The sequence below is a fragment of the Rhizobium sp. Leaf371 genome, assembly GCF_001424045.1.
Classification (GTDB): domain Bacteria; phylum Pseudomonadota; class Alphaproteobacteria; order Rhizobiales; family Rhizobiaceae; genus Ferranicluibacter.
On the sequence record NZ_LMQB01000028.1, the window covers coordinates 360,715 to 381,619 of the forward strand.

General features: G+C 63.2%; 17 protein-coding genes and 1 pseudogene. 10 read left to right on the forward strand and 8 right to left on the reverse strand.

Annotation, left to right across the window (positions count from 1 at the left end; genetic code table 11):
* Positions 1–19: 19 nt before the first annotated feature.
* From ASG39_RS24015 to ASG39_RS21720, 6 genes and pseudogenes are all read left to right on the forward strand, one after another.
* Positions 20–212: pseudogene (locus ASG39_RS24015) on the forward strand (phosphogluconate dehydrogenase C-terminal domain-containing protein); the annotation flags it as partial.
* 110 nt (positions 213–322) lie between these two features.
* Positions 323–1,264: a D-ribose ABC transporter substrate-binding protein gene (locus ASG39_RS21700; RefSeq protein ID WP_062597012.1), complete on the forward strand. Its 942-nt coding sequence runs from the start codon at positions 323–325 to the stop codon at positions 1,262–1,264.
* A gap of 71 nt (positions 1,265–1,335) precedes the next feature.
* The gene (locus ASG39_RS21705) at positions 1,336–1,986 is read left to right on the forward strand and encodes a DUF2291 family protein (protein ID WP_062597013.1); all 651 of its coding nucleotides are present in this window, start codon (positions 1,336–1,338) and stop codon (positions 1,984–1,986) included.
* Between the two features lie 2 nt (positions 1,987–1,988).
* Entirely contained in the window at positions 1,989–3,575 is a 1,587-nt protein-coding gene (locus tag ASG39_RS21710) for a sugar ABC transporter ATP-binding protein (RefSeq protein ID WP_244481305.1), read from the forward strand.
* On the forward strand, positions 3,572–4,636 hold the full coding sequence (locus tag ASG39_RS21715) for an ABC transporter permease (protein ID WP_062597014.1): 1,065 nt from the start codon (positions 3,572–3,574) through the stop codon (positions 4,634–4,636). The genes ASG39_RS21710 and ASG39_RS21715 overlap by 4 nt, the downstream gene beginning before the upstream one ends.
* A gap of 210 nt (positions 4,637–4,846) precedes the next feature.
* Positions 4,847–5,683: an alpha/beta hydrolase gene (locus ASG39_RS21720; RefSeq protein WP_062597015.1), complete on the forward strand. Its 837-nt coding sequence runs from the start codon at positions 4,847–4,849 to the stop codon at positions 5,681–5,683.
* 5 nt (positions 5,684–5,688) lie between these two features.
* Here the strand turns inward: ASG39_RS21720 and ASG39_RS21725 are convergent, their stop codons facing one another.
* Positions 5,689–6,588, reverse strand: a complete 900-nt coding sequence (locus tag ASG39_RS21725) for a DMT family transporter (RefSeq protein WP_062597016.1) — start codon at positions 6,586–6,588, stop codon at positions 5,689–5,691.
* A gap of 254 nt (positions 6,589–6,842) precedes the next feature.
* Here ASG39_RS21725 and ASG39_RS21730 point away from each other — a divergent pair, with 254 nt between their 5' ends.
* On the forward strand, positions 6,843–9,365 hold the full coding sequence (locus ASG39_RS21730) for a HAMP domain-containing methyl-accepting chemotaxis protein (RefSeq protein ID WP_062597017.1): 2,523 nt from the start codon (positions 6,843–6,845) through the stop codon (positions 9,363–9,365).
* 86 nt (positions 9,366–9,451) lie between these two features.
* Positions 9,452–10,501: an agmatinase gene (gene speB / locus ASG39_RS21735; protein ID WP_062597018.1), complete on the forward strand. Its 1,050-nt coding sequence runs from the start codon at positions 9,452–9,454 to the stop codon at positions 10,499–10,501.
* 4 nt (positions 10,502–10,505) lie between these two features.
* On the opposite strand, the gene ASG39_RS21740 is transcribed toward speB, so the two are convergent.
* The 7 genes from ASG39_RS21740 to ASG39_RS21770 all read right to left on the reverse strand — a co-directional run bounded on the left by ASG39_RS21740 (position 10,506) and on the right by ASG39_RS21770 (position 18,101).
* A complete protein-coding gene (locus ASG39_RS21740; RefSeq protein ID WP_062597019.1) occupies positions 10,506–10,934 on the reverse strand; it encodes a DoxX family protein in 429 nt (142 codons plus the stop codon).
* 158 nt (positions 10,935–11,092) lie between these two features.
* Complete coding sequence (locus tag ASG39_RS21745) at positions 11,093–12,418, reverse strand: extracellular solute-binding protein (protein WP_062597020.1); 1,326 nt, start codon at positions 12,416–12,418, stop codon at positions 11,093–11,095.
* A 64-nt stretch (positions 12,419–12,482) separates the two neighbouring features.
* Positions 12,483–13,364, reverse strand: a complete 882-nt coding sequence (locus ASG39_RS21750; RefSeq protein WP_062597021.1) for a carbohydrate ABC transporter permease — start codon at positions 13,362–13,364, stop codon at positions 12,483–12,485.
* A complete protein-coding gene (locus tag ASG39_RS21755; protein ID WP_062597022.1) occupies positions 13,361–14,299 on the reverse strand; it encodes a sugar ABC transporter permease in 939 nt (312 codons plus the stop codon). Before ASG39_RS21755 ends, ASG39_RS21750 begins: the two co-directional genes overlap by 4 nt.
* Positions 14,292–15,395 carry a sn-glycerol-3-phosphate ABC transporter ATP-binding protein UgpC gene (gene ugpC / locus ASG39_RS21760; protein ID WP_062597023.1) on the reverse strand — a complete coding sequence of 368 codons (1,104 nt, stop codon included), beginning with the start codon at positions 15,393–15,395 and terminating at the stop codon, positions 14,292–14,294. Before ugpC ends, ASG39_RS21755 begins: the two co-directional genes overlap by 8 nt.
* Before the next feature lie 150 nt (positions 15,396–15,545).
* Positions 15,546–17,057 (reverse strand): alpha-N-arabinofuranosidase, encoded by a 1,512-nt coding sequence (locus ASG39_RS21765; protein WP_062597024.1) that lies wholly within the window; start codon positions 17,055–17,057, stop codon positions 15,546–15,548.
* Between the two features lie 114 nt (positions 17,058–17,171).
* Positions 17,172–18,101 carry a helix-turn-helix domain-containing protein gene (locus ASG39_RS21770; RefSeq protein ID WP_062597083.1) on the reverse strand — a complete coding sequence of 310 codons (930 nt, stop codon included), beginning with the start codon at positions 18,099–18,101 and terminating at the stop codon, positions 17,172–17,174.
* A gap of 283 nt (positions 18,102–18,384) precedes the next feature.
* Between ASG39_RS21770 and zwf the strand changes: the two genes are divergently transcribed.
* Both zwf and ASG39_RS21780 read left to right on the forward strand, forming a co-directional pair.
* Positions 18,385–19,833, forward strand: coding sequence for a glucose-6-phosphate dehydrogenase (gene zwf / locus ASG39_RS21775; protein ID WP_062597084.1), 1,449 nt, complete (start codon positions 18,385–18,387; stop codon positions 19,831–19,833).
* 8 nt (positions 19,834–19,841) lie between these two features.
* The gene (locus tag ASG39_RS21780; RefSeq protein WP_082477416.1) at positions 19,842–20,837 is read left to right on the forward strand and encodes a lytic transglycosylase domain-containing protein; all 996 of its coding nucleotides are present in this window, start codon (positions 19,842–19,844) and stop codon (positions 20,835–20,837) included.
* Positions 20,838–20,905: the final 68 nt, after the last annotated feature.

The window sequence follows — 20,905 nt, forward strand, 5'->3', positions numbered from 1 at the left end:
GTGCCTGCTCCAGCGCATNACAGGCGGCGCGCGACTTCCTGCTCGGCCACATGAACGTGCTCGGCGCCGTCATCTTCAAGGAAGTGGACGGCGTGTTCTCGGATGCCTGCAACAAGGCGATCGAATTCGGCATCCCCGCGCTTATGCGTGACGACTGGAAGAACGTCTTCGAGCCGCAGGAAATCGCCGAGAGCATTCGGCGGATCACTTAAGCGCCAGAAACGGGACGGACGGGTGTCGCGCCAAGGCGGCACCGTCGTCCAGCGAATACGGGCCCGCAGGGAGGCGGGGCCGCTTAACAAACGATAACCGGGAGGACCACATGAAACTCACACGCAGACTGACCCTTGCCGCCTTCGCCGGCGTTCTCGCGCTCGGAACGGCCATGCCGTCTTACGCGGCCGATCTCATCGCGATCATCACGCCGAGCCACGACAACCCGTTCTTCAAGGCCGAAGCCGTCGGGGCGGAAGCCAAGGCAAAGGAACTCGGCTACGAGACGCTCGTGCTCGTGCATGACGACGACGCCAACAAGCAGTCGCAGCTGATCGATACCGCCATCGGTCGCGGCGCCAAGGCGATCATTCTCGACAATGCCGGTTCGGAAGCCTCGATCGCCGCCGTGCAGAAGGCCAAGGATGCGAAGATCCCGTCCTTCCTGATCGACCGCGAAATCAATGCAACGGGCGTCGCCGTCTCCCAGATCGTCTCCAACAACTATCAGGGTGCCCAGCTCGGCGCCGAAGAGTTCGTCAAGCTGATGGGCGAGAAGGGCAATTACGTCGAGCTGCTCGGTCGCGAGGCCGACCTGAACGCCGGCATCCGGTCCAAGGGCTACCACGATATCATCGACGAATATCCGGACCTGAAGATGGTGGCGCAGCAGTCCGCCAACTGGAGCCAGACGGAAGGCTACTCCAAGATGGAGACCATCCTGCAGGCCAATCCGGAAATCAAAGGCGTGATCGCCGGCAACGACACGATGGCGATGGGCGCGATCGCAGCGCTGCAGGCCGCCGGCCGCAAGGACGTCATCGTCGTCGGCTTCGACGGCTCCAACGATGTCCGCGACAGCATCAAGGCAGGCGGCATCAAGGCGACCGTGATGCAGCCGGCCTATGCACAGGCCCAGATGGCCGTCGAGCAGGCGGACGCCTACATCAAGACCGGCAAGGGACCCGCCGAGGAAAAGCAGCTGATGGACTGCGTGCTGATCAACGCCGAGAACGCCGACAAGCTTGAGACCTTCGCGCTCAAGAACTGATCGCACTTTCCTGAAGCGGGCGGTTCGTTCTCACGCGCCGCCCGCACCTTTTTACATCCGGAGTTGACGGAATGCCGCGTTTCACCGCCGCTGCCGCGCTGTGCCTTGCCTCGGCCATCCTGATGGTCCTGCCCGGCTGCAAGATCATCAAGACGCCAACGGCCGAAGAGGCTGCGGAGGCCGCAAGCGGCGGCTTCAATCCCGAGCGGCAGGCGACCGAACTCTGGGCGCCGAAGGTGGTGCCCTATCTCACCTCCAAAGCCGGACCTTACAGCGATGTCGCCGCGCTGATCGGGTCCGATCCCGATGCCGCCGCCGCAAAATATGGTCACAAGGAAAAGGAGGGCAACGCCCCCTGGACCTATGCCGCGAAGCTCTCGGGCAGCGTCGTCAAGGCGGAGACCGGGTCGCGCGCCGGCTATCTCGACACGGATATCGACGGCGACGGCAAGGCGGATGTGCGGATCCAGATCGGCCCCGTCATCAAGGGCACGGCGATCCGCGACAGCCTCGATTTCGTCAGCTTCAACCAGTTCAAGAACCAGATCCAGTGGGCCGAATTCGGCAAGGCCTTCAACGCCCGCCTGAACGAGGATGTGCTGAAAGCGCTGCCGCGCGAGGGGCTGGAAGGCCGGAAGGTGGAGGCGGTCGGCGCTTTTCCCGTGCCGGCCAAAGGCCAGCTGCCGCTTCTGACGCCCGTGACGATGACGCTGAGCCCATGACCATGGCCTCTCATTCCAGCATGGCCTCTCCTTCCAGCATCGACGCTCAGGACGACATCATCCTCCAGCTGGAGGATGTGACGAAGGTCTATTCCGGCATCGTCGCCGTCAAGAATGCCACTCTCTCCTTGCGTCGGGGTGCGGTCAACGTGCTCGTCGGTGAGAACGGCGCGGGAAAATCGACGCTGATGCGCATGATCGCCGGTGTCGAGCGTCCCTCGCTCGGGCGTATTCTCCTCGACGCGAAACCGGTCGAGTTTCATTCTCCGGCCGATGCGCAGAAACACGGCATCGGCATGGTGTTCCAGGAGCTCAACCTCTTCGGAAACCTGTCCGTTGCGGAGAACATTTTCGCCACGCGCGAGATCGTCCGGGGGTTCCTAGGCATCGATCACAATGCCCAGATCGAGAAGGCCAATCTCTTCCTCGACCGGCTCGACGCCGGCATCAGTGCGGAGACGATGGTGGAAGACCTGCCGATCGGCCAGCAGCAACTGGTCGAGATCGCCAAGGCGCTTTCGCTCGACACACGAATCCTCATTCTCGACGAGCCGACCTCGGCCTTGTCGGCTGCCGAAGTCGATATCCTGTTCAAGGTGATCGCCGAGCTGAAAGCGCAGGGTGTGGCGATCGTCTACATCTCGCATCGGCTGGAGGAGCTGATGCGCATCGGCGACCACATCACCGTGCTGCGGGACGGGCAGATCACCGGTCAGGCGCTCGTCAAGGACATCGATACACGCTGGATCGTGCGCTCGATGATCGGCTCGGATGCCAAGGATTTCGCCAAATCCGTCGATCATACGCTCGGTCGCGAAGCCTTCCGCGCCGAAGACATCTCGCTCGCGCGGCGAACCGGTGGCCTTGCGGTCGATCACCTCTCGATCTCCGTGCGGGCCGGCGAAGTGCTCGGCATCTACGGATTGATGGGTGCGGGACGCAGCGAGTTCTTCGAGTGCGTGATGGGACAGCACCCGCATGCCACCGGCCGAATCTACGTCGATGGCGCGGAAATCGCTGCGCGCGACACTCCGACGCGCATCAAGCGCGGGCTGGCGCTGATCCCGGAAGATCGTCAGCGCGAAGGCCTTGTGCAGGTTCTGTCGATCGCCGCAAACCTGACGCTTGCCAGCCTCGACCGGTTCGTGCGCTTCAAGTTCCATATCACAGGCGAGCGCGAGCGGTCCGCCATAGCGGACGCGATCCGGGATCTCGCGATCAAGGCGCCAAATCCGGATTTCGACGTGACTTCCATGTCGGGCGGCAACCAGCAGAAGGTCGTCATCGGCAAGGCGTTGATGACAAAGCCCAAAGTTCTGCTGATGGACGAGCCGAGCCGCGGCATCGATGTCGGCGCGAAGGCAGACGTCTTCCGCACCATGCGCCGGCTGGCGGGCGAGGGGCTCGCCATCCTGTTTTCGACCTCCGACCTCGAAGAGGTCATGGCGCTGTCGGACCGGATCGCCGTGATGAGCAACGGCCGCATCACCACCATCCTCGATCGGGCGGATGCGAGCGAGGAGGCGATCGTGCAGGCGGCATCGATCGGGCACAAATCGACACAGACCAGCGGAGACCACGCGCCATGACGACGGCCACCACGACCACACCGGCAGCCTCGGCAGACAGCGGCTCGCTTCTCCTGACGCTGATGAAGCTGCGGACGTTCATCGCGCTCTTCGCCGTCATCGCCTTCTTCTCGGCTTTCGCGCCGAACTTCCTCTCGACCGCCAACATCATCCTGATGTCGAAGCACGTGGCATTGAACGCGTTTCTCGCCATGGGCATGACCTTCGTCATCATCACCGGCGGCATCGATCTCTCGGTCGGCTCCATCGTCGGGCTCTGCGGCATGGTGGCCGGCGGGCTCATCCTCAACGGCATCGATCTGCAGATCGGCTACACGATATATTTCAATATCGTCGAGGTCTGCCTGATCACGCTGGCGGTCGGCATCCTGATCGGCGCGGTCAACGGGCTGCTGATCACCCGGCTGAACGTCGCGCCCTTCATCGCCACGCTCGGCACGCTCTATGTCGCTCGCGGTCTGGCGCTGCTGTCGTCGGACGGGCAGACGTTTCCGAACCTCGTCGGCAAGCCGGAGCTTGCGACCACAGGCTTCGGCTTCCTAGGTTCGGGCCGCATCATCGGCCTGCCGGTGTCGATCTGGATCCTCATCGTCGTCGCGCTCGCGGCCGCCTATTTCGCACGTTACGTGCCGCTCGGCCGGCAGATCTTCGCCGTCGGCGGCAATGAGCGGGCGGCGCGCATGTCGGGCATCCGGGTCAACCGGGTGAAGATGTTCGTCTACATGTTTTCCGGCTTCTGCGCCGCGATCGTCGGGATCGTCATCTCGTCCGAACTCATGGCGGCGCATCCGGCAACCGGCAACTCGTTCGAGCTCAATGCCATCGCGGCAGCCGTCCTCGGCGGCACGTCGATGTCAGGCGGGCGGGGCACGATCGGCGGCACCATCATCGGCGCCTTCGTCATCGGCATTCTTTCGGACGGGCTCGTGATGATGGGCGTCTCGTCCTTCTGGCAGATGGTCATCAAGGGCATCGTCATCATCGTGGCCGTCGTGGTCGATCAGGCACAGCGCCGCTTGCAGCAGCAGGTCGCACTGATGCAGCTGGCCAAGAAAGGTTAGGCAAGCCTTCCGCGGATGTGTTTGGGTCGGGAAAATTGTGCGTTGCCGCAAAGAACGGGATCTAAACCGTCAGCCGTGGCTTTCAAAGATGCGTTTCTGGCGTAAAAAGCAATTGGGCATTGTCCGGGACGATGCCCGCCTGCTGCCGATTGATGAAACCGCTCTTGCGGCGGACCCCGCAAGCCGAGCGCATCTGAAGGAGAGACCACCATGGGCTTTATCACCACCAAGGACGGTACAGAGATTTTCTACAAGGACTGGGGTCAGAAGGATGCCCAGCCGATCATGTTCCACCACGGCTGGCCGCTGTCGTCGGACGATTGGGACGCGCAGATGCTGTTCTTCGTCTCGAAGGGCTTTCGCGTCGTCGCCCATGACCGCCGGGGCCACGGCCGTTCGGCACAGGTGTCCGACGGCCACGACATGGACCACTATGCCGCCGACGCCTTTGCCGTCGTCGAGGCGCTGGATCTGAAGAACGTCGTCCATATCGGCCATTCCACGGGCGGCGGCGAAGTCGCCCGCTACGTGGCCAAGCATGGCGAACCGGCCGGACGCGTGGCCAAGGCCGTGTTGGTGTCAGCGGTTCCGCCGCTGATGCTGAAGACGGCAGGCAATCCGGAAGGCCTGCCGCTGGAGGTTTTCGACGGTTTCCGCTCGGCGCTCGCTGCCAACCGCGCCGTCTTCTTCCACGAGGTGCCGGCCGGTCCCTTCTACGGTTTCAACCGCGATGGGGCTCAGGTGCAGGAAGCCGTGGTTCGCAACTGGTGGCGCCAGGGCATGATGGGCAGCGCCAAGGCCCACTACGACGGCATCAAGGCCTTCTCGGAAACCGACCAGACGGACGACTTGAAGGCCATTTCAGTGCCGACGCTGGTGCTGCACGGCGAGGACGACCAGATCGTGCCGATTGCCGATGCCGCCCTGAAGGCCATCAAGCTCCTGAAAAACGGAACGCTGAAGACCTATCCGGGCTTCTCCCACGGCATGCTGACGGTGAACGCGGACGTGCTCAACGCCGACCTTCTCGCCTTCATCCAGGGCTGATCCGGTCAGGCCGCCGAACGCCTGCGGCGGGGGCCTTGCCCCCGTCGTTCCCAGACGATGAGCAGCACGCTTGACGCGACGATCAGCAGCGCACCGATGAAGACGTTCAGCGCCGGGATCTCCGCCCAGATGAGATATCCGTAGACGAAGGCCCACATGAGACCCGTGTATTCGACAGGGGCAATCGCCGAGGCCGGGGCGTAGCGGAACCCGTCATAGAGCAGGTATTGGCCGATGGTCGAGATGAGGCCGAGGGCAAGCAGCAGGCCCCAGCCTGCCGCATCCGGCGTCGTCCACACCCAGGGGAGCGAGAGCGCGCAGGCGAGACCGAACAGAAGGCTCGTCGCGTACATCTGCGTCAGGGTGGATTCGCTGCGGCTGACCAGACGCACGAGAATGGTGCTCCAGGCCCAGCAGAAGCCCGCGACGACGCACATGGCGGCCGGCACGAGGTTCGGGGAATGGGTGGGATTAGCCGCAACGACCACCCCGATGAAGCCGCCGATACAGGCGATCCAGCGTCCCGCGCCGATCGTTTCCTTCAGAACCAGGATCGACAGGAACATGACCATGATCGGCGCCGAGAAATACAGCGTCGTCAGTTCCGCAAGGCCGAGCGACCGGGCGGCATTGTAGAACAGCAGCCAGGCGACCAGCATCAGCGCGGCGCGAAGCACCAGCGTCTTGCGGTAAGGGCTTTGCAGCGCGGACGGATGTTTGCGGACGCGGACGAGGACGCCGGTGATGGCGACGATCACGAGGCTGCGGAAGAACAGGATCTGCGGCACGGCATAATCCGTCACCAGCCATTTGACGATGGCGTCTTGCAGGGCAAAGCAGGCATAGCCGGCCGAGGCCAGCGCGATGCCGGTCAGCGGTCCCTTTGTGCTCACGTCTGAAACCATCTGGCCCTCCCGTCGCGAAAGCCTTTGCAGAGAAAAGGCATCCGGCACAGCCGCAATGGCAGGAACCGCCCTGCGCCGCAATGTCAAAATCCCTTTCCATGGACAACACGTCGCGGTGTCCGCCAGTCGCGCAAGGGGCCCGGGAATGGGCTTCGGAATGGTAAGTGTTTTATTATGTTTTAATCTGCATCTGAGAGGATGCCCGCGGGAGAAACCGATCCATCGGTCAGAGCCCAGGGGTAGGGGAGCCTTTCATGATCGATCGTTTGATGTCTCGGATCCGGATCCAGACCAAGGTGCTGGTACTGCTTACGCCGTTCGTGCTGAGCATCACCGCCGTCGGCGTGACGGGTCTCTACACCTCCGGCCTGCTCCAGGGCCGCATGGAAATCTCCAATAGCGTCCTCCAATCGCTCAGCGGCTTCAAGCAGGTCTTCTCCGCCATGTCGCGCTTTCTTCTGCAGCCCTCGGCGGAAACGCACGATGCAGCACGCAAAGAATTGAACGACGAAATCGCCGACCTCAAGACGATGGCGGACGGCCTTCGCGCGGAAACCGATGTCACCCGCCTCGATGAGGCGCTGGCCCAATCGGCCACGATCGCCGCCAATATCGAAACCCTGTGGGGGTTGCAAACCGATCGCGAACGGATCGCGACCGAGGTCGGCGCCAGCACCGAGGCGTTGCTTGCCGTGCAGGCGGCCGCGGGCAAGCAGGCCTTCGTTCTGCTGGCTGGCGCCAAGACCATCGAGAAATCCGCAAAGACCGATCTGAAGACGGCGCTGCAGGTCGGCGCTCTCGGTTCTGCCGCCCAGGCGCTTGCGAAGCAGGCGAGTGCAGCACCCAGCGATGCCGACCGCATCAAGATCGTCAAGACGGGCCTGCCGGCGGTCGCCACCGCACTCGAAGCCACGCTCAAGGCGCTCGGCAAAGTCTCGCTCCCCGCCGTCGATGCAGTGAAGCCCGAGATCGCAGCGCTCGGCGACACCGCTGCAAAGGCTGGTGCCGATCCGCTGCTGGCCGGCAATCTCCTCACCGCGATGACATCGTTCGATCGTGCCGGAGCCGCAATCAAGACGGCGTCCGACGACGCGCTTCGCAACGCCGTCTCGGCGCTTGCCGCTGCGGAAGGCGAGATCGCCAAGGCTGACCGCGTCGGCAACAAGCTGCGCGCCATCGTCGGCAATGCCAACCAGATCCGCGTCGTCTTCGCCGAGCTTGCCGCCGTTCCCGATGATGGCGGCGTGAAGAAGGTGCAGCAAGCGCTCTATGCCTATGGCAAGGAGGTGGAAGGCCTTGCCACCGCCGTTCCCGGCGATACGGTCCTCGCCGAACTTCCGGCAAAGGCGAAGCCGGCCCTGACGTCTTTGGAGGCGAACGCCCTTGCGCTCCTCGCTCTGTCGCAGAAGCAGCGCTCCGAATTCGATGCCGCGGCGGCGCAGATCGACGGGACATGGACGCTGCTCACGGAATTCGCCGAAAACCAGAAGCAGAGCGCCGGGACCGAGCGCGAGCAGGCCAATACCATTTCGCTCGGCGCCACGCTTGTGGGCATCCTCATCGCGCTTCTCGCCGGAACGGCGCTGGTGATGACGCTGAAGGGACCGATCGGACAGATCACCGCGGCGATGCGCAGGCTCGCCGATGGTGCTTTGGATACGTCGATCACAGGCGAGAACCGTTCCGATGAAATCGGCGACATGGCGCGTGCGCTGTCTGTCTTCAAAGGCAGCGCGCTCGCCAAGGTATCGATGGAAGAGCAGGCGGAGGCGACGCGCCGCGAGACCGAGGCCCACCGGCTGCGCAGCGATGCGGAGCGCCAGGACGCGGCACGCGAGGTGCAGTTTGCGGTAGACACGCTGGCGCAGGCCCTGTCGCGCCTCGCGCGTGGCGATATGAGCTTCACCATCGACACGCCCTTCGCGGCGCATCTCGATCGTCTGCGCAACGATTTCAACGCGTCCGTGGGCGGGCTGCGGGAGACGCTCGGCGAGATCCGCCATATCTCCAGTGCCATCCATCACAATGGCCAGCAGATGGCCGATGCCGTCGGCGATCTCGCCAAGCGCACCGAGCAGCAGGCGGCAGCGCTCGAGGAAACCTCGGCTGCGGTCGATGAGGTCTCGTCCACCGTGCGCACGGCCGCTGGCCGCGCCAACGACGTCCAGGGCATCGTCCAGCGCGCCAAGCGCAATGCCGACAACTCCTCCGGCATCGTGCAGAATGCGATCTCGGCCATGATGCGCATCCGCGAGGCTTCCGACAAGATCGGGCAGATCGTCGGTGCGATCGACGCGATCGCCTTTCAGACGAACCTTCTCGCCCTGAACGCCGGCGTCGAGGCGGCGCGGGCAGGCGAGGCGGGCAAGGGTTTCGCGGTCGTCGCGCAGGAGGTCCGCGACCTTGCGCAGCGTTCCGCGCTGGCCGCCAAGGAAATCGGTGGACTGATCTCGAAATCCTCTGCCGAGGTGGCCACGGGCTCGCAGTTCGTGGAGCAGACCGGCAGCGCCCTGATGGAGATCGCCCACCAGATCGTCGATATCGCCGGCCATGTCGATCACCTCGCTCTGTCGAGCCGCGACCAGTCGACATCGCTCGAATCCGTCAATGGCTCCGTCAACCAGATCGACCAGATGACCCAGCAGAATGCCGCGATGGTGGAAGAGACCAATGCCGCCACGCTCCAGCTTGCCGAGGATATCGACATGCTCGCCGGCCTCGTCGCCCGCTTCCGCCTGTTGGAGGACGACGACACGCACCATGCGCGGGCGGCCTGAGCATTCCTGCAGACGCGCGCCCGATTTCGGTTGAATTGCCGGCGCGCGACGATAGCGTCAGGCTCTTGTAACACGGGAGCGCCGGGATGACCTTGACCGAACAGAGATTGCGGGAACTGCGCGAGAAATATGCGACCGGGCATGGTGGCGAGATCAGCGATCCCCGCTTTCGCCGCGTGGCCGCGCATATCTTCTCCGAAAGCGGCACGCGGGCCGCACCCTATTCCGGGATCCCGACGCTGCTGTCGGCACCTCTCGTCGAGCCGGGCGAAAGCGAGGCCTTCGACGCGCTGCAGGTGGCCCTGCTCGGCATTCCCATGGATCTCGGCGTCACCAACCGCACAGGCTCCCGCTTCGGGCCGCGGGCATTGCGAACCATCGAGCGGATCGGCCCCTACAATCATGTGCTTGAGGTCGCGCCGGTGCACGAGCTGCGCGTCGCCGATATCGGCGACGTGCCTTTTCGCAGCCGCTACCGGCTGGAGATGAGCCACGAAGACATCGAGCAGCATATCGACAGGATCGTCGGCAGGGGCATCCTGCCGCTCTCGGTCGGCGGCGACCATTCAGTGACCCATCCCATTCTGCGCTCGGTCGGGCGCGATCGGCCGGTCGGCATGATCCATATCGACGCCCATTGCGACACGGGCGGCGCCTACGATCTCACCAAGTTTCACCATGGCGGCCCGTTCCGGAATGCGGTTCTCGACGGCGTTCTCGATCCGACGCGGGTGATCCAGATCGGCATTCGCGGCTCGTCCGAATATCTCTGGGAGTTTTCCTATGATGCCGGCATGACCGTCATCCACGCCGAAGAGATCAACGGTCTCGGCATCGGCGCAATTATTGATAAGGCGCGCGCGATCGTCGGCGACGGGCCGACCTATCTCTCCTTCGACATCGACAGTCTCGATCCGGCCTTTGCACCCGGCACGGGAACGCCCGAGATCGGCGGCCTGACGACGCGGGAGGCATTGGAATTGCTGCGCGGCCTGAGAGGCGTCAATTTCGTCGGTGGCGACGTCGTCGAGGTCGCGCCGCAATATGACAGCACCACCAACACCGCCCAGGCCGGCGCACAGATGCTGTTCGAGATCCTGAGCCTTCTCGCCTTCAGCCCATCGCTCAAACCCTGATCCGTCAGACCGCCTGATTTCGGTCGCGAAACGGCCAGCGCGGAATGCCCGCGGCAAAGAGCGGCAGCCAGACGAGCACCGGCTGCAGTGCAAGGCGGGGCACGTGGTAGAACCAGGGCCATATGCCCGCATCGATCGCGGTCAGGCCGTCGATGGCGTGCTTGATGTTCGCCGGATAGACGCAAACGGCATAGAGCGCGAGGCCGACTGCTGCAGGCCGCTCGGTCGCGCGGAACCAGAGGCCGATCGCGCCGAGAAGCTCGCAAATGCCCGTTATCGCGATGACCACGTCCGGCTTCGGCACAAAGCCGGGCATGATCGTCAGGAACGGGGATGGCCAGGCGAGATGAAGGATGCCTGCGGCCGCATAGAAGAGCGACAAGCCGACACGCAGACCCCAATGCCGGTTACTCCTGTCTCGCGCGCTGCCCATCGTTTCTCCATCTTCCTGTCGGGTGCACAGCGTTATGCCCGATTTACGGACGAATGGCACCCGGCATGCGAACGACCCGCCGCTTCAGGGAAAGCGGCGGGCCTTGACCTCTTCGGCAGGGAGTGACGCCGTCGAGGTCTATGGATGTCGTCCGGCGTCTACAGATTGGCGAGCAGATCGTTGATGCGGTTCTCCATATCGCCGAGCGCGGCATCGACGTCTTTCTGGCCGGTCATCGCGGCGTTCATTTCCTGGCCGATGATGTCCTGGATAGCGAACTGGCGCTGGACGGTCGACGGCAGGGCCGTGCCGAGCGTGGCGATCGGCGCGACGGTATCGCGGTGCGGCAGAGCCTTGAACTCCGGCATTTCAAAGACGGCCTTGACCGCCGGCAGATGCCCCGTCCGCGACCATTCGAAATCATTGTCCTTGAAGAATTTCAGGAACTTGCCGATGGCAGCGACTTCTTCGGGCGAGCGATCCTTCTGCGAAATGCCCCAGGCATGGCCGTCGGCATATTGCGCTTTCTTGCCGGGGAACAGCTGCGGATAGGGATAGACGGCATAGCCGCCCTTGTTCAGCGCGGTTCCCGCCGTCTCCGACGACGCAGTGTAGTCGCCGATCACCCATGTGCCGTTGAGATGGACGCCACCTTCACCGGCGAGGAAGGCGTTGATGCTGGCGGCGTAGTCCATATCCTTGGTGGTGTCGCCCTGGTCGTAAATGGCCTTGTACATGTCCAGGACCTTCTTGGCCTCCGGCGTCTTCAGCTTCACCTTCAGCGGATCGGCGAAGAAGTCGGAATCCTGCTGGAACAGGTAGGTGTAGAAATTTCGCGTATAGAGCGCCACCTCGTTGGCGAGGTTCTGTACGAAGTAGGGCTTGCCGGTCTTTTCGCGGAACTGCTTGGCCTGCGCCAGCTGTTCGTCGACGCTGGTTGGCAGTTTCGGCGTGCCGTCGGCATTCACGAGGTCCGCCTGCTTAAACAGGTCCATGTTGATGTGATAGAGCATGGTCCAGTTGTCGATCGGCAGGCCGTAGATCTGGCCATCCTTGGTCACGCCGCCGCGCGCCGCATCGGTAAAGTCGCCCGGCTTGACGCCGACCGAGGCCAGAACCTCGTCGAGCGGCATCAGGAGGCCCTTGGACTGGTAGTCCGACAGGGCGGAATGGTGGATGGAGACGATATCGGGCGGATCGCCGGCCGCAAATTGCGCCGTGAGCTGGTCGTAGCCCGGCCATTCCACCGTCGTCACAGAAACGTGGACGTCGGGATTGTCGGCGTTGAACTTGTTGATCATCGAGGTGATGATCCCGCATTCGCCGACGGCCTTGGCCACATCGGTATTGCTGCCGAAATCGGCATCGCACGCGCCGAAGAAGCGCTGCAGGCTGAGCTCGGTGGCTGCGAACGACGGCGTCGCCGCCATCACGGCAAGGGCCGAAGCCGCCGCCAGGATAGACGTCCTCCATACATGCATCATGCGTGTCTCCTCCATGTCATGATTGCGTTTACCGGCCTCTTATCCTCGAGGCCGGGCAGTCTCTTCACCGCACGGCAGCACCGGATACGGCGGTAACGATGTACTTCTGGAAAAACAGGTACAGGATCAGGATCGGCGCGCTGGCGAACACCGCCTGCGACATCAGGAAGCCCAGGCCCTCGGATTGCGCGAAATTCGTCTGCGTCGAGGCGATCCCGACGGTCAGCGTGTACATTTCCTTTTTCGTGCCCGAGATCAGCGGCCAGAAATAGTCGTTCCAGACGCTGAGGAAGGTGAAGATGCCGAGCGTCGCCTGGGCGGGCACCGTCAGCGGCAACAGCACCTTCCAGAAGATCTTGAAGCGGCTGGCATTGTCGAGAAGGGCCGCCTCGTCCAATTCCTTCGGGATCGCGCGAAAATACTGCGTCATCAGGAACACGCCGAACGGCGCCGACAGCCAGGGCAGGATCAGGCCCGGATAGGTGTTGTGCAGCTTGACCCAGGAAAAGAGCTGGTGACGCGCAATCAGCACGGCCTGTTCCGGAATGGCGAGACCGACGAGCACGATCACGAACAGCGCGTTGCGGAAGGGAAAGTTGAGCCGGGCAAAGCCGTAACCGGCGAGCGAGCAGAGCACCAGCGTCCCCAGCGTCACGCCGCCGGAAACGATGAGGCTATTGAGAATCCACCGGAAGACCGAAGAGGTGGTGAGGATGTTCAGGTAGTTCTGCAGCGTATAGGGCGCATGGAACACGGCGTTCATGCTCGCCATCAGTTCCTTGTTGTCCTTGAGAGACAGAGCAACGACCCAAACCAGCGGCGCCATCATGATGACGGCCGTGGCGATGGTGAGCGCGAGGATGATGCGATCGCCCGTGCTGCGACCGACCATTCCCGTGGGACCGCCAGCGGTCGTCGGCGCGGGGGAGGCTGTCGTCGCGCTCATGCGTCCTCTCCTTTTCGGCGTGAAACGGCGTATTGGATCATGGCGGCGATGAGGATGAGAGCGAACAGGACTTCGGAAGCCGCAGCGCCGAGGCCGAGATCCCACCGCTTGAAGGCGGCGTCGTAGATGTACAGCACGAGCGGCGTGGACACGTTGTTGGGTCCGCCATTCGTCATCAGCCGCGCCTGCCCGAAGAGCTGGAACTGCAGCACGATCTGGATGACGACCACGAGAACGAAGGTGCGCTTGATCGAGGGGAAGGTGATGGACCGGAAGGTCCGCCAGCGTCCGGCATTGTCGAGCGCCGCAGCCTCGTAGATATCGCCGGGGATCTGCTGGAGCGCGGAGAGAAACAGCATCATCGGCAGGCCGATGCACCACCAGATCGTGGCGATGGCGATGGCGATCATGACGAGCTTCGGATCGGACAGGAAGGCCGGGCTCGTCGCACCGAACCAGCCATAGACCGTGGACAGGAGCCCGAAGCCCGGGACGAACACGATGCGCCAGATGAGCGTGACGATGGTGACGGACAAGACGGACGAGGCGAAGAAGATGGTTCGCAGCACGGCTGCCGTGCGCGTCTGCCGGTTCAGTGCCAACGCGAGAAGCAGGCCGATCAGCGCGAGCGCAGGAACCGTCAGGAGGACGAAATAGAAGGTGTTGCCGATGGCCTGCAGAAAGATCCGGTCGTTGAAGAGCCGGGTGTAATTGGCAAGTCCGACGAAGCGGCCGGTGGAAAAGGCATCCGCCTTGTGCAGGCTCATCCACATGCCCCAAAACAAGGGGACGAGGAGCAGCAGCACGAAGAACACCAGATAGGGCGCGACGAAGATCGCGTTGCGCCAGAGCGGGGCGTTGACGTTCTGGACCCGCCGACGCCCTGTTGCAGCTTCCGTGGTCTCGGCTTTGCGGGCGAGGGCGAGATCAGCCATGGCTCATGTCCTCCGCATGACGCGCGCGGCCCTCGGCATCGAACAGATGCGTGCGCGTGCCGTCGAGCGAGAGCGCGATCTCGTCGCCGATGGCGACGCGGCTCATGCCGATATCTTCGGCGACGATCATGCTGCCATCCCGCAGCCTGACATAGAGGAGCGTGCGGTCGCCGAGCCGTTCCAGAACCTCGACCCGACCGGGGACGGTGTTGATGGCGCCGGGCTCTGCGCGGCGGACGGCTTCGGCGCGGATGCCGAGCGTCTGTTCGCCCGCGGTCACGCCATCGCCGCGGATCGTGGTGGCAAGCTCCGCGCCGTCTGAAAGCCTCGCGACCAGAAAGCCGCCTTTTTCCGACAGCGTCACGGGCATGAAATTCATGGTGGGCGAGCCGACGAAGGTCGCGACGAACCGGCTTTCCGGCCGAAGATAGATGTCCATCGGCGTACCGATCTGCTCGATCTTGCGGTTGTTCATGACCACCACCCGGTCGGCGAGCGTCATGGCCTCGATCTGGTCGTGGGTCACGAAGATCATGGTCGACTTCACGCGATTGCGCAGCTGGGCGAGCTCGACGCGGGTTCGCACGCGAAGGGCTGCATCGAGGTTCGACAGAGGCTCGTCGAACAGGAAGGCCTTCGGTTCCTTGACGATCGCGCGACCGATGGCGACGCGCTGGCGCTGCCCGCCGGAAAGCTGGCCGGGCTTGCGCTCCATCAGATGGCCGATTTCCAGCATGCGGGCGGCCTCCGCGAGGCGTGCATCGATGACACCTTGCGGCACGTCGATATTCTTCAGGCCGAAGGACATGTTGTCGGCGACGGTCATGTGCGGATAGAGAGCATAGGACTGGAACACCATCGCGATGCCGCGCTGGCCGGGCGGCAGCGTGTCGATCCGCTCGCCATTGATCGAGATCGTGCCCTCGTCAACGCTTTCCAGTCCGGCAATCATCCGCAGCAGCGTCGATTTTCCACAGCCGGACGGGCCGAGAAACACCATGAATTCGTTGGCCTCGACGGACAGCGAGAGGTTTTCGAGCACCGTCATTGCGCCATAGCGTTTCGTGACGCCGTCGATCTCGATCTGCGCGGTCATGCAAGCCTCCTGCCGGCATCGTCTAAAACACAGGTCTGCATCATGTCCTCCCGGCGACGGCGCGGGTTCCCGCCCGACCATCCACCCAAACTGCCGTCATTTCGCGTCACCGGACCGGGTTTCCTCCTCCGGTCCGGGACTGCCCTTGCGTCAGGCCTTCAGCCGGATCATCCGGTAGCTGAGCGGCGCGATCGATGCCGTGAGGCGGCCGTCAGCAAAGGACGCACCTTCGCCCTTGACCGGCACGACCGTGTCGGGCGCCTCGGCCGTGTTTGTGATGCCGAGGTTCGCATGGGCGATGACCTGATCCTCGACGATCGACAGCGATCCGAATTCGAGCAGCCCGACATCGAGATCAAGCGCCTCGGTGAGATGCCGGTTGACGAGGAAGAAAGTGACATGACCCGATGCCGCGTCATGGACGGCGGAGACATCGAGATAGGGGACCGCACCGATGTCCTCGACCGCATAGGTGGGGCTGTCCACCATCAGCTTCAGCGCCGTGCCGCGACCATAGACCGAAGCGTAATAATAGGGGTAGAAGATCGTCTGGCGCCAGGCCGGGCCTCCGGGCACCGTCATGATCGGCGCGATGACGTTCACGAGCTGCGCGAGGCAGGCGATCTTCACCACGTCGGCGCGGTTGATGAAGGTGTTGAGAATGCAGCCGACCTGCAGCACGTCTTCGAAGTTGTAGTCGTCCTCCAGCAGCGGCGGCGCTTCCGGCCAGCCGCTGTGACCTTCGAGGATCACCTTGTCCCGCTCCTTGGAGTGGTACCAGACGTTCCACTCGTCAAAGGAGATATAGACGTCCTTCTTGGACCGCTTCTTCGACTTTACATAGGCGATGACACCGGCCACCGTGCCGATATAGGTGTCGAGTTCGAGGCTGCGGGCGAGATAGCTCGCCGTATCCTTGGCCCGGTTCTCGAAATACATGTGCAGCGAGATGTGATCGACTTCGTTGTAGGTATGCTCCAGCACGGTCGCCTCCCACTGCGGGTAGGTCGGCATGTGGGCGTTGGACGAGCCGCAGACGACGAGTTCGAGCCGGCTGTCGAACGCGCGCATCGCCTTTGCCGTCTCATGCGCCAGACGTCCGTATTCGTCGGCGGTCTTGTGGCCGATCTGCCAGGGGCCGTCCATTTCGTTGCCGAGGCACCAGAGACGGACGTCGAAGGGCGTTTCGCGGCCATTGGCGCGTCGCTTGTCGCTCCAGGTGCTTCCGCCTTCGTGATTGACATATTCGAGGAAGTTGCGGGCCTCGTCGAGGCCGCGCGATCCCAGATTGACCGCGAGCATCATCTCCGTACCCACGGTTTCGCACCAGTCTGCGAATTCGTGAATGCCGACTTGGTTGCTCTCCGAGGTGTGCCAGGCGAGATCGAGCCGAACGGGACGCTCCGCGCGCGGGCCGATACCGTCTTCCCAATTGTAGGCCGAAACGAAGTTGCCGCCGGGGTAACGGACGATCGGAACCTGCAGCTCCTTCACGAGGTCTATGACGTCCCGTCGCATGCCATCGGCGTCGGCCGTCGGGTGGTCCGGCTCGTAGATCCCGGTATAGACGGCGCGGCCGAGATGCTCGATGAACGAGCCATAGAGCCGCGGGTCGATCTCCGAGATCGTGAATTTGCTATGGGCGATAACCGTCGCCTTCATGCCGTCCTCCCGAGTAATTCATATTTCATGATATGTATCATGATTTGAGATGAATTAAGCGGAGCGGAGACGGAGCGTCAAGCGGAAAGTGTTGTGCAGTGCGAAAGTCGTAACTTACTTTCTTGTCCGGAGACGCAGCAGGATATCCTGATCGTAGTTGCCGAATCCACGGCCGAAAATATTCATGCCGCCGGGGTGCTTGGCATCATCGAGAACGCCGATCCGAAGCCGGATCGAATGATGGACTTCGAGCTTGAGATCGGCGAGGCGGATGTCCGAAATGCGCATGCCATCGACATAGGAGCCTTCGTCATTGATGCGAAAGCTCTTGAGCTTGCCGTATTGCGAGCCCTTCAGTTTCCACCAATCCGGCGTGTAAACCCCTCTTTTATCTCCGAAATCCCCTGGAGAGGTCCAGGTTGCCACATCGACGCCGTTGACGGCGAGCGTGATATCGGACGGCCAGTCGGCGCTCGTGCCGGGAACCTCGGACGAGAGTTCGAGAACGAATTCCAGCTCCCGGATCTCGGTATTGGCAAGGCGCGCATTGTTGGGAAACTGATATTCGACATAGCCTCGGGTGAACCAGATCAGGCCGGCCTTCATGCGGTCGGGGTCCAGAAACGTGCTCGGGACATCGAGAAGTCCGATGATGCCATCCACCGAACAAAGTCCGCACGGCGCGGAGACCTCGAAGCTCGTATAAAGGCCGAGCGGCATCGACACTTCGATGGAATCCTGTTCCGTTTCCTTGATATCGTTTTTCAGGACGATCAGGATTTCGTCATAGAGTGCGTGACAGATCTTCTGGTTTCCCTTGCGCGCCTTGATGGTTTCGGTGCGGATCAGCCCGGCTTCCTGCAGCATCTGGATGTTGATCGAGACGCTGGACTGCGGCGACTGCAGCACGTCGGCGATGTCGTTGACGTTCATCGGACCCTTATTCTGCAACAGTTTCAGGATCGAAACACGGGCCGGAGAGGCCAGCCCCTTGAGCACGGCCTGGTTCTCTTCGGGATCGACGACCAGAAAATTACGGCTCACGACATTCCACTCCACGCTGACCCGATGCATTTTCAATTCATATCGATAGAACTGATTCAGTCAACGCCTGCCTTTCCTGCCTTTCCCGCCAATCGCCCGATGAAGCCGGTTTTGTCCGCCCTATCTCTCGCATCGACCGTACGAGCAGCCTGCCGGTTGCCGGTGCGGCTGCGACCCGTCAAGGAGACCCCGTGTGACCACACCGACAGCCCGCGTTCAGCAGACCGCCGATAGCAATTCAGGCGCAGCCCTCGGCAATCTCGATCCCGCACCGCCCGCCACACTGGTTATCTTCGGCGCGACAGGAGACCTCACCCGCCGCCTGCTCGTACCCGCGCTCATCAACATGGAGCGGGAAGGCCTGATCAGCCCGTCGACGATCGTTCTCGGCATCGGCAAGGATGTCGGCGACGACGAGATGTTGCGCACCGGCCTGGAGACTTTCGGCGCAGACCATTTCGGTGCGGGCGACGCCCAGCGCGCGGATGCCTGGAAGAGCCTTCGTCCGAGACTGCACTACCGCGCCGGAGACTTCACGGCGGACCAGATCTACACCGAGCTCGCCGCGGAACTGACCGGCAATGCGGTCTTCTATCTGGCCGTGCCGCCGCGCTTCTTCGGCGATATCGTCGAGAAGCTTGCCGATCACGGCCTGGCGACGGAAAGCGACGGCGCGTTTCGCCGCATCGCGATCGAGAAGCCGTTCGGCCACGACGCGGTTTCGGCCAAAGCCCTCAATGCGCGCATCCTCGCCCGCGTCTCGGAAACACAGGTCTACCGTATCGACCATTTCCTCGGAAAGGAGACGGTCCAGAACATCATGACGCTGCGCTTTGCCAATATGATGATCGAGAAGCTGTGGAACAGCGACAGCATCGATCATATCCAGATCACGGCGGCGGAAACCGTCGACGTCGGTACGCGCGGCAGCTTCTACGACGGAACGGGCGCGCTTCGCGACATGGTGCCCAACCATCTGTTCCAGCTCCTCTCCATGGTGGCGATGGAGCCGCCGATCAGCTTCGATGCGGAAGCCGTGCGCGACGAGAAGGCTAAGGTGCTGCGCGCGATCCGGATTTACGAGCCGGAGGAGGCGGCCGAAAACAGCGTGCGCGGCGCTTATACGTCCGGTACGCTCGGCGACCGGACGATCCCCGCCTTCAGCCAAACCCCCGATGTGAAACCGGACAGCGCCACCGAGACCTATGTCGCCCTGAAACTGATGATCGACACCTGGCGCTGGGCCGGCGTACCCTTCTACCTGCGCACCGGCAAGGCGCTGTCCGTGCGGGACACGGAGGTCATCGTCACCTTCAAGCCCGTGCCGTTCGCACAGTTTCCCCGCCTGAGAAACGCCCATCTGCCGCCGAACCGGATCGTGATCCAGATCCAGCCCGACGAGGGCATCAGCCTGGATATGCTGATCAAGCGACCGGGCATCGGCGTGGCGGTGGAGCCGGCGGTGATGGACTTCCGTTATGCCGGTTTGTTCGATATCGGTCGTCTGAACGGCTACGAGACCCTGCTCTACGACATCCTGACCGGCGATCAGACCCTGTTCCAGCGCGCGGATGCGGTGGAAGCCGGCTGGCGTGCCGTGCAGCCGTTCCTCGACCGTTGGGCAGAAGGCGGCAAGCCCGAGCTTTACGTTCCCGGCTCGCTCGGCCCGGATGCCGCGGCCGATCTCCTCGCCCGCGACGGTCTTGCCTGGCACGATCTCATGACCCGCTGAGGCTTGCAATGCTTGCACAGCGGGGGAGGGCGACGTGGCGGGAGCGCAGGGCAAACGCTGCCTCGCTTGCCCGCGTCAAGATAGGCGCGTCTTCCGCGCTGCTGCTTGCCGCCCTTGTCTCTGCCGGGCAAGGGACGGACGCCGTCGCGCAGACGAAGGAGGACCGGGACGCCGGATGCCTCTACGACGGTGGCGCGGCCGCGCCTTCGCTCTGCATCCGCAAGGCAAGCTTCAATGCGGATCTCTGCGGCGCAATCGAGCATTTCGCCCGACGCTCGGATCTTCCGCCGGATTATTTCGCGCGGCTGCTCTGGCGCGAAAGCCTGTTCCGCCCCGAAGCCGTCAGTCCGAAGGGGGCCGAGGGCATCGCCCAGTTCATGCCGGGCACGGCGCGCCTGCGCGGGCTCGGCAACAGCTTCGACGTCATCCAGTCGCTCGATGCGGCGTCCGCCTATCTGCAGGAACTCCGCCTGCGGTTCGGCAATCTTGGGCTTGCCGCGGCGGCCTATAATGCCGGGGAGGGCGGGCTCTCGCGCTTTCTCGCCACGGGCCGGCTGCCGCTGGAGACCCAGGATTATGTCTTCGCCATCACCGGCCATCCCGCCGAAACCTGGAAAACCAGTCCGCCCGCCACCGCCGCACCGGTTCTCGACCCGAACAAACCCTTTGCGGATGCCTGTCTTGCGCTTGCGACCAGCCGCATCATCCGCGATCCCGTCCTTGCAGGCTCTGCCGATTGGGCGCCGTGGGGTGTCCAGCTGGCCGGCCACTATAATCCCGGAACAGCGATGAAGCTCTTCACGCTGGCCGTGGCCCGGCTGCCGGCGCCCTACAATGCTGAACGCGCGCTTGTCGTCCTCCAGCGCGGCGGCAATTTCGGCTATCGTCCGCGCTACGCAGCCCGGATCGGCCGCGAGACCCGTCGCGCGGCGGATGCCCTTTGCGCCATCGTGCGCAAGGCCGGCAGTGCGTGCATCGTCTTCCGCAACGCGCCCCGTCGCTGATCTCATTTCTCCACAACGCACGAAAGCCCCGGCATTGCCGGGGCCCTCATGCACTGTATCTTGGCTAC